Source organism: Pseudomonas sp. LD120 (assembly GCF_009861525.1).
Taxonomy (GTDB): domain Bacteria; phylum Pseudomonadota; class Gammaproteobacteria; order Pseudomonadales; family Pseudomonadaceae; genus Aquipseudomonas.
The window spans coordinates 158,246-171,388 of record NZ_WVHL01000005.1 but is presented as its reverse complement, the minus strand read 5'-3'; the positions used below and the strand labels follow the sequence as shown (position 1 = coordinate 171,388).

The 13,143-nt window shown below is 65.1% G+C and carries 11 protein-coding genes; 2 read left to right on the top strand and 9 right to left on the bottom strand.

What is annotated here, in order from left to right; all coding sequences use genetic code 11:
• Position 1 precedes the first annotated feature (1 nt).
• Positions 2–934, top strand: coding sequence for a phosphatidate cytidylyltransferase (locus PLD_RS15075; RefSeq protein WP_159894007.1), 933 nt, complete (start codon positions 2–4; stop codon positions 932–934).
• A 183-nt stretch (positions 935–1,117) separates the two neighbouring features.
• Here PLD_RS15075 and PLD_RS15070 read toward each other — a convergent pair whose 3' ends face one another.
• Positions 1,118–1,591 carry an Lrp/AsnC family transcriptional regulator gene (locus tag PLD_RS15070; RefSeq protein ID WP_159894005.1) on the bottom strand — a complete coding sequence of 158 codons (474 nt, stop codon included), beginning with the start codon at positions 1,589–1,591 and terminating at the stop codon, positions 1,118–1,120.
• Positions 1,592–1,735: 144 nt separating this feature from the next.
• Here PLD_RS15070 and PLD_RS15065 point away from each other — a divergent pair, with 144 nt between their 5' ends.
• On the top strand, positions 1,736–2,365 hold the full coding sequence (locus PLD_RS15065) for a LysE family translocator (protein WP_159894003.1): 630 nt from the start codon (positions 1,736–1,738) through the stop codon (positions 2,363–2,365).
• Positions 2,366–2,784: 419 nt separating this feature from the next.
• Here the strand turns inward: PLD_RS15065 and PLD_RS15060 are convergent, their stop codons facing one another.
• The 8 genes from PLD_RS15060 to PLD_RS15025 all read right to left on the bottom strand — a co-directional run bounded on the left by PLD_RS15060 (position 2,785) and on the right by PLD_RS15025 (position 13,069).
• Positions 2,785–4,920 (bottom strand): hypothetical protein, encoded by a 2,136-nt coding sequence (locus PLD_RS15060; protein WP_159894001.1) that lies wholly within the window; start codon positions 4,918–4,920, stop codon positions 2,785–2,787.
• Positions 4,907–6,109 carry a DUF3142 domain-containing protein gene (locus PLD_RS15055; RefSeq protein WP_159893999.1) on the bottom strand — a complete coding sequence of 401 codons (1,203 nt, stop codon included), beginning with the start codon at positions 6,107–6,109 and terminating at the stop codon, positions 4,907–4,909. The genes PLD_RS15060 and PLD_RS15055 overlap by 14 nt, the downstream gene beginning before the upstream one ends.
• A 135-nt stretch (positions 6,110–6,244) precedes the next feature.
• Positions 6,245–8,284, bottom strand: a complete 2,040-nt coding sequence (locus PLD_RS15050) for a pyridoxamine 5'-phosphate oxidase family protein (RefSeq protein WP_159893997.1) — start codon at positions 8,282–8,284, stop codon at positions 6,245–6,247.
• A gap of 25 nt (positions 8,285–8,309) precedes the next feature.
• Positions 8,310–8,939 carry a glutathione S-transferase family protein gene (locus PLD_RS15045; protein ID WP_159893995.1) on the bottom strand — a complete coding sequence of 210 codons (630 nt, stop codon included), beginning with the start codon at positions 8,937–8,939 and terminating at the stop codon, positions 8,310–8,312.
• Between the two features lie 125 nt (positions 8,940–9,064).
• Positions 9,065–9,967, bottom strand: coding sequence for a LysR family transcriptional regulator (locus PLD_RS15040; RefSeq protein ID WP_159893993.1), 903 nt, complete (start codon positions 9,965–9,967; stop codon positions 9,065–9,067).
• 72 nt (positions 9,968–10,039) lie between these two features.
• A complete protein-coding gene (locus tag PLD_RS15035; protein WP_159893991.1) occupies positions 10,040–10,360 on the bottom strand; it encodes a hypothetical protein in 321 nt (106 codons plus the stop codon).
• A 98-nt stretch (positions 10,361–10,458) separates the two neighbouring features.
• On the bottom strand, positions 10,459–12,291 hold the full coding sequence (gene glmS, locus PLD_RS15030; protein ID WP_159893989.1) for a glutamine--fructose-6-phosphate transaminase (isomerizing): 1,833 nt from the start codon (positions 12,289–12,291) through the stop codon (positions 10,459–10,461).
• Between the two features lie 10 nt (positions 12,292–12,301).
• Positions 12,302–13,069, bottom strand: coding sequence for a DeoR/GlpR family DNA-binding transcription regulator (locus PLD_RS15025; protein WP_159893987.1), 768 nt, complete (start codon positions 13,067–13,069; stop codon positions 12,302–12,304).
• Between the last annotated feature and the right edge of the window lie 74 nt (positions 13,070–13,143).

The window sequence follows — 13,143 nt, the reverse complement described above, 5'->3', positions numbered from 1 at the left end:
CATGGATAAGCAGACCCTGATGTTGTTCGGCGGCATCGGCGCCATTCTGGTACTGGCCTCGCTGGTCGGTTTCATCCTCCAGTGGCGCAGCCGTGGCGCGCCCAACCCGGTGATCGACAACCTCAACGCGCGGATCAACGCCTGGTGGGTGATGGTGTTGGTGATCGGCATCGCTTTCTGGCTCGGCACGGCGGCGGTGATCCTGTTGTTCTACGCGGTGTCGTTCTACGCCCTGCGCGAATTCCTCACCCTGACCCCGACTCGGCGCAGCGACTACCCGGCCCTGGTGGCGGCCTTCTACCTGGCCCTGCCCTTGCAGTACCTGCTGATCTATTACGACTGGTACGGGCTGTTCTCGATCTTCATCCCGGTCTATGTATTCCTGCTGCTGCCAATCCTGGCGTCCTTGGGCGGTGACAGCACGCACTTCCTGGAGCGAGCCTCCAAGGTCCAGTGGGGGCTGATGATCGCGGTGTTCTGCGTGTCCTTCGTGCCGGCCCTGCTGACCCTGGACATCGCCGGCTACGAGGGCCGCAACCTGCTGCTGATCGCCTATCTGGTGATCGTGGTGCAGCTCTCGGATGTGCTGCAGTACGTCTGTGGAAAACTCTTCGGCAAACGCAAGATCGCTCCCAACCTGTCGCCGTCCAAGACCGTCGAGGGCTTTGTCGGCGGCATCCTGCTGGCGTCCTTGATCGGCGGCGCGCTGTTCTGGATCACCCCGTTCAACATCTGGCAGTCGTTCCTGATCGCCCTGCTGATCAACCTGCTGGGTTTTGCCGGCGGCATCGTCATGTCGGCGATCAAGCGTGATCGCGGGGTCAAGGACTGGGGGCACATGATCGAGGGCCACGGCGGCATGCTCGATCGCCTGGATTCGGTGTGTTTCGCCGCACCGATCTTCTTCCACCTGGTGCGCTACTGGTGGACCTGAGCACCGTGGCGAGCGAGCTTGCTCGCGCGGGGCTGCAACGCAAGCCCCAGACCCGGCCAGCACTGAGTGCCTGACACTGCATAACCTGTTCTAAGACCGCCACGCGCCGGGGCGCCAGCCGACCGGGCCAGAGCTAGCTCCCTCGCCACGAACAACAACGCGCTTGCTGACTGGCCGGGATCATCAGTTGGGTAGATACCCCAGAGGCAAGGGCCCTGGGGTTTTTACCGTGTGAATGGCGAAATTGCTGCGGATATCGCTGACCCCTGGGATCTTCAGCAGGCAGCCGGTGAGAAACCGGTCGTAGCCGCGCAGATCCGGGACCACCACCTGCAACAGAAAATCCGACTCGCCAGACACCAGGAACGCCGAGATCACTTGCGGAAGTCGCAACACCGCCTGGCGGAAGGCTTCGGCCTCGGCGTCGTTGTGTCGCTCCACCTTGACCCCGACGAACACCGTCAATCCCAGCCCCACTTCATCGCGGTCCAGGGTCGCCTGGTAGCCGCGGATCACCCCGGCCTCCTCCAGCATTCGCACCCGGCGCAGGCAGGGTGACGGCGACAGGCCGATCTCCTCAGCCAGTTGAACGTTGCTCAAGCGGCCATCACGCTGCAGGGCGGCGAGAATCTTGCGGTCGTAGGCATCGAGTTTCATGTTTGGCATATCCGGCTGGTCATTCCATTGAGAACTGAAATTTTATGCCAATTTCCACCCCATTGCTGGCTGATTACGCAAGCACCTGCCCGGCCCCATGGCCCTAAACTGAGCCCACCGACTCGACGAACAAAAGGGGGCAACGTGGCGCAACTGTGGCTGTATTTTCTGGCGTTGGCGGTGGTCTATCTGCTGCCTGGCCCCGACATGATCCTGCTGCTGCAGACCGGCGCCCGCCAGGGTAAGAACCAGGCCCTGGCCACCGCCCTGGGCCTGGCGATCTCCCGGGGCTGCCATGTGGCCCTGGCCGCCCTGGGCCTGGCGGCGCTGTTCAAGGCCGCGCCCTGGACCTTCGACCTGGTGCGCCTGGCGGGCGCCGCCTACCTGCTGTGGATCGGCATCCAGTGCCTGCGCGCCAACCTGCTGCCCAGCCTCGACAGCGCCGGCGCGGCAGCCACGCCCCTGCGCTGGCGCCAGGCGATCCAGCGCGGCCTGCTGACCAACCTGCTGAACCCCAAGGCGCTGCTGTTCTGCTCGGTGCTGCTGCCGCAGTTCATCAATCCACACACCGGTGCCGTGGGCGCGCAATTCTTCACCTTGGGTCTGCTGCTGGTGGCGGTGGGCGGGCTGTTCGACTGCTGCTATGCACTGACTGGCGCCGGACTGGGCCGCTGGATGCAGCGCAACCCTTCGGCGCAGCGCTTGCAGCAATGGCTGTTCGGCAGCCTGCTGATCGGCTTTGCCGTGCGCCTGAGCTTTGTCCAACAGGCCTGACGACGGCCAGGACCGCGACTGCATCGATCTTTGCTATATCGATCTCTGTAGCCGCTGCTGAGCCATAGCGAAGCTGCGAAGAGGCCGGCAGGGCTTTGTTTGGTAACCCCAGGCCCCCGTGTTCCTTCGACGGAGTGCCGCTTAGACCATTCGCAGCCTGCGGCAGCGGCTACACCAGGCGAAGCTGCGAAGAGGCCGGCAGGGCTTTGTTGGGTAACCCCAGGCCCCCGTGTTCCTTCAACGGAGTGCCGCTTAGACCATTCGCAGCCTGCGGCAGCGGCTACACCAGGCGAAGCTGCGAAGAGGCCGGCAGGGCTTTGTTGGGTAACCCCAGGCCCCCGTGTTCCTTCGACGGAGTGCCGCTTAGACCATTCGCAGCCTGCGGCAGCGGCTACACCAGGCGACGCTTTGCCGGGGTTTTATGCCGTCTTTGCGCGGCGGCGCCACATCAAATAGGCGGCTCCCAGTACCACGCCGGCCCCCGCGCCCGCCGCCAGCTTGTGCTCGCTCAGCGCCGAGCGAGAGACCGACAGCCACTGGGTCAGGTAGCGCTTGTTGGCGCTGCCGAAGTCCGGCTCCTGGCAGTTCATGCCGAAATTGCCGGCCCATTCCACAAAGGGACCGTTCTTCACGTAGCGCCGGTAGTAAGCGACCTCGGCATCGCTGCCGCGGGTCCAGCGCGCCGCCTTGCACAGCACCGCGGCATAGGCCTGGCTGGTGTGAGGCAGGAAATCCGCCGCTCGGTTGCCCAGTTCACCGGCCACGTAGCGGTAGTGGTAGCGCATGTCGGGCTCGGCGGTGGTGGCTTGCTGACGCTGCACTTCATCGGCGCTGACAAAGGGCCCGGCCTGTACCGGCGGGATCTCCAGACTGTAGCTGCCCCAGAGGCTGTGATAGTCAGGACCCATTTCGTAACCCAGGATCTCCATCCCCGCCGCCCGGGCCAGCTTGCCAGCCTGGTAATAAGCCTCGGCCCGGCGCGTGGGCAGCCAGGCCGACTCGGCCCGGTGCCGGTACTCGCCGTAGGCCTTGGCGATGGCCTGACGCTCGGGGGTGTAGAAGTAGCCCCAGCCCTCTTCGTAGCGGCCCTCACGCAACAGCCTCCGGCCAAGCAGTTCGCGCACCTGGGCGGCAATCGGCAGGCTCTCGTAGTAGGCATCGGGTTGCTTGGGCGTCGGCGGTGGCGCGGGAACCTGAGTGTCGACGAACCGCTTGAGTTCATCCAGGGTCAGCACCCGCTCCGCCACGGTGGCTGCGTCGTGCCAGTAGATGTCGCCACTGCGGTAGAGCAGCTCGAAGGCTTGCACGTAGTCGCCACGATCCAGGGCCAGCAAGGCGCTCTCGCCTTCAACCCGGCAGCCGGGCTTGAGGTCTTCGTAATTGCCGTCGTAATCACCGCGAACCCCCCAGCTCTCGTCTCGGGGGAAGGCTGCGGCGGCCTTGGCGTAGGCCGCCGCAGCCGCCACCTTGTCGCCGTTGCGCAGGGCCATCTTGGCCCGCAGCCACCAGGCCAGGCCGCCGTCGCCGGCATGCTCGAGCAGCTGCTGGGTGGTGGCGAAATCGCCATTCTGATAATTCAGCGCCGCCAGCCGGTCGGCGTTGTCGAAGCTGCCGGCGGTGCCCTGGGTCAGCAGCTTGATCAGCTTCAGCTCGGACTCCGGCCGCTCGCCGAAGGACCAGCCCTGGTGCGAGACCAGCGAAGCGGTGAGCAAGCGCGCCACCAAAGGCTGCTTGAGCTGCTCCCGCAATTGCGCGTCCGACAAGCCGCCCAACTCGCCCACCACCTGCTTCAGCGAGCTGTAGCCGACGTCCGAACCCAGCAGGTTCTGGCTGGCATAGAAGTCGATGGCCTCGCTCCAGTGGTTCTGGCTCTTCAGAATGCGCGCCTCTTCCCCCAGGCTGGCGATGCCCAGGTCCAGGGGGTCGCTGAAGCCGTCGATATTCAGTTGGCGGGTCTGGGCGAAGGCCCGGCGTGCCGCCAGCAAGGTGTCGCTGCGCCCCTGATCATCCAGCTCGTTGGCTTCTTCACTGATGGCTTGCAGGGCCCGGCCCAGGGAGTAGGCGGCCCAGGTACTGCGCAGGGCGCGCTGCTCGGCGGGCAGCGCCAGCACCTGGCGGAAATACTCCGCCGCCAGTGCATGATCCCCGGCGCCAAAAGCCACGGCGCCGGCGGTGTAGAGGTTGATTTCCGGCGGCAGGCTGGCCCCTTGCTGCTGTGCCAGGCGCGCGTCATCGAGCTTGCGCAACTGGCCAACCAAGACTTGCTGTGCCGGGGCCAAACCTTGCCGTTCGGCCCAGTCGCGCGCTTGCACCGAGTAGCTGTCGGGCAGGCTGTAATCGACTTGGAAGGCGCTCTGGGTGATCGCCTTGAGCCCGGCGATGGGCTGCCCCAGGCGACTGATTTCGAAGCGGAAACTGCCTTCGGGCAACTGCGCCAGATGCTGTGGCCGGTCGTCCAGCAGGCGCATGGGGAAAGTCGGCCCACAGGCCAGGGCCGGGGCCAGGGGCAGGCACAGGCTCAGACACAGCAGGTGACGGGATCTAGGGACGAACATGCGCAGCTCCTTGGTCGATTTTTGTGCAGCGGGCCCAGCCCACGGCGCGGCTGGCGCCTGCGGCCAGACGGCCGCTGCGTTGCCGGGTCAACAGCAACTGGCCGTCGCGCAGCTGTGCGGAATAGCCGCCCAGCCCGTCGAATCCGTCGCATTGGGCAACAGCCAGGGTCAGTTGTTCAGGCAGCGGACGGTCGAGGTTGCCCGAGTTGCTCAGACGGATATCGAACAGGCCGCCCTGTTCCTCCAGGCGGATGCCCAGTTGGCCGGCCAGCGCATCGCCCCGGGCCACCGCCCGCAGGGTCTCCAGGCTCCAGGCCCGCACATCGCCCTTGAGCGGCAGGCGAAACCAGATCAGACCGGCCAGATGGGGCGGCGGATCGGCGCGCAGGCTCCGGCCCAGTTGGCTCAGTTGCTCGGGATCGGCCATCAGCTCCTGGCGCTCGCCCGCCCGCTGCAGCGGCGCCTCGCTTTCCACCAGGGGCGCGCCTTCGGCCCCGGGGAGTAAGGCGACGCCGTAGGCGGGCAAGGCCAGATAGAAGGGTTTGGCGCTGATCCGCGCCCACCGCCGGGCCCATTGCTCGGCTTGCAGTGGATCGAACAGGCCGCGCCGTGGATCGCTCACGGCGTGCACCTGGAGCACGCTGCTGTCGACCCTGGCCAGCACGCCGGGCAACTCGCGACTGTCGAGCCAGGCCGGCAAGGCGGTGATGCTCAGGGCCAGGTTGGTCGGCAGCGCCGCCCGCAAGTGCTCCAGCAGCTTGGCGTAGGCAGGTAGGCGCGCGGTGCCGGCATCGTGGTCGATCTCGACCCCGGCCAGGGTCAGGCCCTGCTCCTGCCAGTGCGCCAGCAGTTGCTGGACTTGGCGGATGATCTCGTCCTGATCCAGGGACGGCAGTTGACCGTCGAGGCGCACCACCGCGATCAACGGCCGCCCATCCTGCTTGAGCAAGGCAGCGTCGATCCGCGCACGGCTCCAGCCGGCCTGTGGAAAAGCCTGCAGGGCCAGGACCCGGACTGTGGAGAAGTCGGCCCGGGACTGGGCCAGCGCGGCGGCGTGGGCCGGGGTCCACTGGCGTTGCCAGATGTAGAGTTGCTGGTCCAGCGCCGGCTGATGGTCATTGCCGCAGGCGCTGAGCAGCAAGGCGCAAAGCAACAGGGCACAGAAGCGGAGAAAGGCCCGGGGGAGCATGAATCGTTGATTCCCTTTAACGCGAAAAAGACCCTGGAGCGCCGGGTGCGAGGCCAATACCCGGCCTTGAGATCGCGCCAGCCTACTCAGGGCCGGGGCCGGCGGCAATCGCTGGCGAGGAGTTTTTTTGCCCTGCTACAGGTCGAGGATCAAAGGCGCGGCGTCGTTATCCACAGCCGCCGGAACGGCGCAGCAAATCAGCACCTGGCCGGGTTCGGGCCTCTGCGCTGGCACCTGTGGATAACTGACCTGACCGCTGATCAGCCGGGTCTGGCAGGTGCCACAGGAACCACCCCGGCAACTGAACTCCGGGCGCAGGCCGGCGCTTTCCGCCAGTTGCAGCAGGCTGCCGCTGGCGGGCTGCCAGCTCAGCTCTCTAGCCGCCTGCTGGAAACGCACCAGCACCGCTGCGGTGGCCGCCGGCGGCTGGTCGAAGGCTGGCGCCAGGGGATCGGGCCGACGGCGCAGGGTCGAGGGGCCGAAGGTTTCGGCGTGGATCTGCTCATCGTTGATGTCCAGGTCCCGCAGGCTGTCGTACAGATCCTGAGTAAAGGCGCCGGGGCCGCAGAGCACGAAGTCGGCACTGTCGAAGTCCAGATCCGGCTGTGCCAGTAGCTGTTGAACGTGCATGCGGCCAACCCCATCGAAATCGACGCCCGGCCGCGCCTGCGCTTCCGGCTGGCTGAGCAGGCGCAGCAGCCGCAACGCTCCCCCGGCCTGCGCCTGCAGGGCTTGCAGCTCGGCGGCAAAGGGTTGCTCGGCGAGACTGCGCGAACTCTGGATCAGCCAGCAGGGCCGGCTGCGGCGGGTACGCAGGCCCTGGTACACCACCTCCCGCAGCATCGATAGCAAGGGAGTGATACCAACCCCGGCCGCCAGCAGCACCAGCGGTCGCGATGCCAGCGGATCGGCGCTGAAGCGGCCCTGGGGCGAACGCACCTCCAGCAGGTCGCCCACCTCAAGCTGCCGGTGCAAATGGCTGGAGAAGCGCCCTTCACGCTTGACGCTGATCCGCAAGAAAGCGTCGGATGGCGCACTGGACAGGCTGTAGGTACGGATCAGCGGCTGGCCGTCGATCGTCAACCGCAACGGCAGGTGCTGGCCCGCCAGGAAGCCTGGCGCTCCGGCAGTGTCGGCCGGCTCCAGGTAGAACGAACGGATGCTGCGGCTTTCGTCCTCGATACGCGTCACCCGCAAGGGCCGCCATTGCTGACCCAGGGCCGCCGCCCGCAGCCGTGCCTCGGCCTGGGGCCAGTTGCCGGTCAGCAGGCTGTTGGGGGAAAAGTCCCGAAGCTCCCCGCGCAGGGACAGGGCGCCCGGTCGGCGGACCATCTGCTCCGGGTAAAAGCGCCACACCCGCTCGGCGCCCTGAAAGGCGGCGATCAGCGGCCCGTCGAGAATGAGCTCGGTGCGCCCGCTGAGCTGCAGCAGCTCGCCGCTGCGAAAATCGATGAACAACAAGCCCGCCCGCGGATTGAGCAGCAGGTTGCCCAGGGTGTTGAAGTGCAGGTTGCCGGCAAAGTCGGGAATCGTCAGGCAGTTACCCTCGACCCGGACAAACCCCGCCTGCCCGCCACGGTGCGACACGTCCACCGCGCGCTGGCCATCAAGGTCGACGTAGCTGGCCACGAAGAAGGTGTCGGCAGTGCCGATCAGCGCCCGGGCCGCCGGGTCCAGGTCCTGGCGACGCTGAACCGGACGACTGGCGGGGTCGCTCAGGGCCACCTGCCGCAGCTCGCGCAGTTGGATGTACTGCGGGCAATTGCCGAAGGACTGCTCCACCTTCACGCTGAAACCGTCGCGATCCAGGGTACCGATCCGGCCATTGAGGCGGTTGCGCCGCCGGGTATGCAGCTCGATCCCCAGCAAGCCCACCGCCGCCCCTTCGTGCAAAACCAGCGGATCGTCGGCGGTGGGCAGGCTGTCCAGGCGCAACAGACCGGCCTGGGGCGCTTGAGCGAAGCCGGGTGGACCTTCCAGCACGCTCGCCCAGGGATGGCCCTGCTCATCCACCGCCCCCACCAGGATCAACGGCAGTTGCTGGTAGAAATGCCGGTGCTGGTCGGGCATTGCCGGACGGATGATCTTGGCGCCGAAGGCTTGCATGCGCTCGGCCACCCCGGTCAGGGTCTGAAGCTGCCGCTCGCCGGCATGCCAGGGTGATTGGGTGTTCATGGGCAAGCCTCCGCCGGATCCGCCGTCAGGCGCTTTTCAAACCCGCCGCAGTGGACGGCATGGGGACAAAACCGGGCAGCGCCTCGATCCGCGCCAGCCAGGCCCGTACATGGGGGTAAGGCTCCAGTGACACGTTGCCTTCCGGGGCGTGGGCGATGTAGCTGTAGCCCGCGACATCGGCAATGGTTGCCTCCTGCCCTACCAGGAAGGGCCGGCTCGCCAGCTCCTGGTCCATGATCTTGAGCAAGGCGTGGGCCCGGGCGATGACTTCCTCGGCATTGAACGAGGCGCCAAACACCGTGATCAGCCGCGCCGCCGCCGGCCCAAAGGCGATCGGTCCTGCCGCCACCGACAGCCAGCGCTGCACCTGAGCCGCGCCCACGGGATCGCTGGGCAACCAGCGGCCCTGCCCATAACGCTGGGCCAGATACACCAGGATGGCGTTGGAATCGGCCAGCACCACGCCCTGATCATCGATCACCGGCACCTGGCCAAAGACGTTGAGGGCGAGGAAGTCCGCCTGCTTATGAGCGCCCTTGGCCAGGTCAACCAATAGGGTTTCGCAGGGCAGGTCCAACAGGGACAGCATCAGTTCGACCCGATGGGCATGCCCGGAACGGGGAAAGTTGTAGAACTTGATAGGTGGCTGAGACATGGTCGACTCCGCTAACGAGGCGCGGTCGAAGTGCCGCGCTGGGAGCCCTATCTTGGTCCTCGGAGAAAAACAACAGAATCACCAGAAATCGCAATCCATCCTTTCATCCAGCGCAATAAAGCCGATCAGGGATTGAGCGATGGGTGTTCTCGCAAGGCCTGCACGGCGAAGTCGACGAAGCTGCGCACCCGCGCCGGCGCCTTGCGCCCGCCCTGGTACACCACATGGATCGGCAAGGGCGCCAGCTCGAAGGCCTGGAGGACGATTTCCAACTGCCCCGCCGCAACCTGGCCGGCGACCTGATAGGACAGCACCCGGGTCAGCCCCAAGCCCAGGCAGGCGGCACTGATAGCCGCCTGATTGGCGCTGACCAGCAATCGCGGGTCGGGCCGCACGCTCAGTACCCGGCCGTTGTCATTGAACTGCCAATTGCGTGTCTGACCAATGGACGAGGGCGCAATCACCGGTGCCTGGCGCAGCTCATCGGGATGTTGCGGACGCCCATGGGCCGCCAGGAACTGCGGCGCGGCGCACACCACCCGGCGCACCTCACCAACACGGATACTGTGCTGACCGCTGTCGGCCAGCTCGCCGATGCGCACCGCCACATCGATGCCCTCCTCCACCATGTTCGCCACCCGGTCCAGCAACAGGGCGTTGACGCTCACCTGTGGATAACGTTGCAGGTAGCGCACCAGCAGAGGCGTGACGAACAAATCGCCGAACAACACCGGCGCGGTCAGGGTCAACTGGCCCCGGGGCTGAGCATGGATACCGGCGGCCGAGGCCTCGGCATCCTGGACCTCGGCCAGAATGCGCCGGCAATCCTCCAGATAACGTTGCCCGGCATCGCTCAGGTGCACACGGCGGGTGGTGCGGACCAACAGTTGAGTGCCGATTCGCTGTTCCAGGGCCGCAACCGCCCGAGTCACGCTGGCAGCCGACAAGTTCAGACGCCGCGCGGCAGCGGCGAAGCCCTGCTCCTGAGCGACACACACGAACACCTGCATTTCCTGGAACCTGTCCATTGCCTACCTCGGCTGTCAGCGCCCCGGGGCTGGGACGCCGGGCCCTCCGCAGCATAATCCAGGTCCCCGATTTCAGGGGAGACACCAGGTGCCGACATCGTGCCGATCGAATCCCGGGCACGGGTTGTTCTTGGCAATCAGCCGGTAAGGTTGATCTTCAGCGTAGGAAAAATAGAAATAGAACTGCCGATCTTCCCCGTACAACCAATAGGAAGAAGAGCCCTGATTGATCAGAGTCGGATCAAAGGTCCAGATCGACGATTCAGCAGGAATGAAGTTGTGCCGGTCCATCATCAGCAACAGGCTGTTGGACAGCACCGGCGTCAGCCCGCCGAGCAATAGAACAGCCAACAGCAAAGCAATCGTCCATCCATGACAAAAACGCAACTGCATAGGTTTTCCACAGAGCAATGAAAAAGTCCCGGTCGGTGTGCAGACTGGGACTTTTTCGGGTTGGGTTCAGCGCTGCGGTGCAATCAGCTGTGGATAACTCACTCCACCGTCACTGACTTGGCGAGGTTGCGCGGCTGGTCGACGTCGGTGCCCTTGAGTACGGCAACGTAGTAGGAAAGCAGCTGCAGCGGGATGGTGTAGAGGATCGGCGAGAGGATGTCGTGGATGTGCGGCATCTGGATCACGTGGGTGCCTTCGCCATTGGTCATGCCGGCCTGCTCATCGGCGAACACGATCAGCTCGCCGCCACGAGCCCGCACTTCCTGCAGGTTGGACTTGAGCTTTTCCAGCAGCTCGTTGTTCGGCGCCACGGTGACCACCGGCATGTCGTTATCCACAAGCGCCAGGGGACCGTGTTTGAGCTCACCGGCCGGGTAGGCTTCGGCGTGGATGTAGGAAATCTCCTTGAGCTTGAGCGAGCCTTCCATCGCCACCGGGTACTGGGCGCCACGACCGAGGAACAGGGTGTGATGTTTGTCGGCGAACAGCTCGGCGGTCTTTTCCACCACGCCGTCCATGGCCAGGGCTTCGCCCAGGCGGGTCGGCAGGCGCCGCAGTTCTTCCACCAGTTCGGCTTCGACGCCGGCTGCCAGGGTGCCACGCACCTGGCCCAGGGACAGGGTCAGCAGCAGCAGGCCCACCAGCTGGGTGGTGAAGGCCTTGGTCGAGGCCACGCCGATCTCGCGGCCGGCCTGGGTCAGCAGGGTCAGGTCGGACTCACGCACCAGGGAGCTGATGCCGACGTTGCAGATCGCCAGGCTGGCGAGGAAACCCAGCTCCTTGGCGTTGCGCAGGGCCGCCAGGGTGTCGGCGGTTTCGCCGGACTGGGAAATGGTCACGAACAGGGTGTCGGGCTGCACCACCACCTTGCGGTAGCGGAATTCGCTGGCCACTTCCACCTGACAGGGGATGCCGGCCAGTTCTTCCAGCCAGTAACGGGCGACCATGCCGGCATGGTAGCTGGTGCCGCAGGCGACGATCTGCACATTGCGCACCTTGGCGAACAGCTCGGCGGCTTGTGGACCGAAGGCCTGGACCAGCACCTGATTGGCGCTCAGGCGGCCTTCCAGGGTGCGCTGCACCACGGACGGCTGTTCATGAATTTCCTTGAGCATAAAGTGGCGGTACTCGCCCTTCTCTGCCGCTTCGGCGCCGTCGCGGTACTGCACCGCTTCACGCTCCACGGCCTGGCCGTCGATGTCCCAGATCTGCACGCTGTCGCGGCGAATCTCAGCGATATCGCCCTCTTCCAGGTACATGAAGCGGTCGGTGACCTGACGCAGAGCCAGTTGGTCGGAAGCGAGGAAGTTCTCTCCCAGGCCTAGGCCAATCACCAATGGGCTGCCGCTGCGGGCTGCGACCAAGCGGTCCGGCTGGTTGGCGCTGATCACCGCCAGGCCGTAGGCGCCGTGCAGTTCTTTCACGGTGGCCTTGAGGGCTACAGTGAGATCACCCAGCTCCTTGAGCTTGTGGTCCAGCAGGTGGGCGATGACTTCGGTGTCGGTGTCAGAGGTGAACGCGTACCCCTGGGCGCTGAGCTGCGCGCGCAGGGCTTCGTGGTTCTCGATGATGCCGTTGTGCACGATCGCCAGGTCGCCGGAAAAATGCGGGTGAGCGTTACGCTCGCACGGTGCGCCATGGGTGGCCCAGCGGGTGTGAGCAATGCCCAGACGGCCGACCAGCGGCTCGCTGATCAGGGCCTGTTCCAATTCGCTGACCTTGCCCGGACGGCGCATGCGTTCAAGCTTGCCGGCGTTGGTGTAGACCGCGACACCGGCGCTGTCGTAGCCACGGTATTCAAGACGCTTGAGGCCTTCCAGCAAAATGGCGGTGATATTGCGTTCAGCAACGGCGCCAACAATTCCACACATGGTTTCTCTCCTAGCTGACAGCCGCGCAAATCAGGGTTATGCCGCGGGACTGGATTTGGTCGCGGACCTCACAAGGCAGGCGATCATCGGTAATAAGGGTATGGATGCTGCTCCATGGCAGCTCCAGGTTGGGAATCTTGCGGCCGATCTTGTCGGACTCGACCATCACCACCACTTCGCGGGCCACTTCGGCCATCACCCGGCTCAATCCCAGCAGCTCATTGAAGGTGGTGGTGCCTCGGGCCAGGTCGATACCATCAGCCCCAATGAACAACTGGTCGAAATCGTATGAGCGTAGAACCTGTTCGGCCACCTGCCCCTGGAAAGACTCGGAATGCGGGTCCCAGGTACCACCGGTCATCAACAGCACCGGTTCGTGTTCCAACTCGCTCAGGGCGTTGGCCACATTCAACGAATTGGTCATCACCACCAGCCCCGGTTGCAGGCCCAGTTCAGGGATCATTGCGGCGGTGGTGCTGCCGCTGTCGATGATGATGCGCGCATGTTCACGGATGCGCTGCACGGCGGCCCGAGCGATGGCTTGCTTGCCGTGGGATACCGGTTGCGCCGGGTCGCTGACCAGTTCCTGGGGCATGGTGATGGCCCCGCCGTAACGACGCAGCAGCAGACCATTGCTTTCCAGGGCGGCCAGATCCTTTCGAATCGTAACTTCAGAGGTTTCGAAACGCTTGGCCAAGGCATCAACGCTCACTTCGCCCTGTTCATTGAGCAAGGCGAGAATATTGTGGCGACGTTGGGGAGTGTTGCGCTTCGACATGGCGGCTTAAGTTTCGATTCGAAAGATAACGGGCGCAATAAAAACCCATGATCGAAACTTCGTCAAGCGCAGGA

What these genes read in the sequence shown, in the direction of transcription:
- PLD_RS15060 (WP_159894001.1), bottom strand. Translation starts at nt 4,920, where the DNA reads ATGTTCGTCCCTAGATCCCGTCACCTGCTGTGTCTGAGCCTGTGCCTG.
- PLD_RS15025 (WP_159893987.1), bottom strand. Translation starts at nt 13,069, where the DNA reads ATGTCGAAGCGCAACACTCCCCAACGTCGCCACAATATTCTCGCCTTG.
- PLD_RS15035 (WP_159893991.1), bottom strand. Translation starts at nt 10,360, where the DNA reads ATGCAGTTGCGTTTTTGTCATGGATGGACGATTGCTTTGCTGTTGGCT.
- PLD_RS15070 (WP_159894005.1), bottom strand. Translation starts at nt 1,591, where the DNA reads ATGAAACTCGATGCCTACGACCGCAAGATTCTCGCCGCCCTGCAGCGT.
- PLD_RS15050 (WP_159893997.1), bottom strand. Translation starts at nt 8,284, where the DNA reads ATGAACACCCAATCACCCTGGCATGCCGGCGAGCGGCAGCTTCAGACC.
- PLD_RS15040 (WP_159893993.1), bottom strand. Translation starts at nt 9,967, where the DNA reads ATGGACAGGTTCCAGGAAATGCAGGTGTTCGTGTGTGTCGCTCAGGAG.
- PLD_RS15055 (WP_159893999.1), bottom strand. Translation starts at nt 6,109, where the DNA reads ATGCTCCCCCGGGCCTTTCTCCGCTTCTGTGCCCTGTTGCTTTGCGCC.
- PLD_RS15045 (WP_159893995.1), bottom strand. Translation starts at nt 8,939, where the DNA reads ATGTCTCAGCCACCTATCAAGTTCTACAACTTTCCCCGTTCCGGGCAT.
- PLD_RS15075 (WP_159894007.1), top strand. Translation starts at nt 2, where the DNA reads ATGGATAAGCAGACCCTGATGTTGTTCGGCGGCATCGGCGCCATTCTG.
- glmS (WP_159893989.1), bottom strand. Translation starts at nt 12,291, where the DNA reads ATGTGTGGAATTGTTGGCGCCGTTGCTGAACGCAATATCACCGCCATT.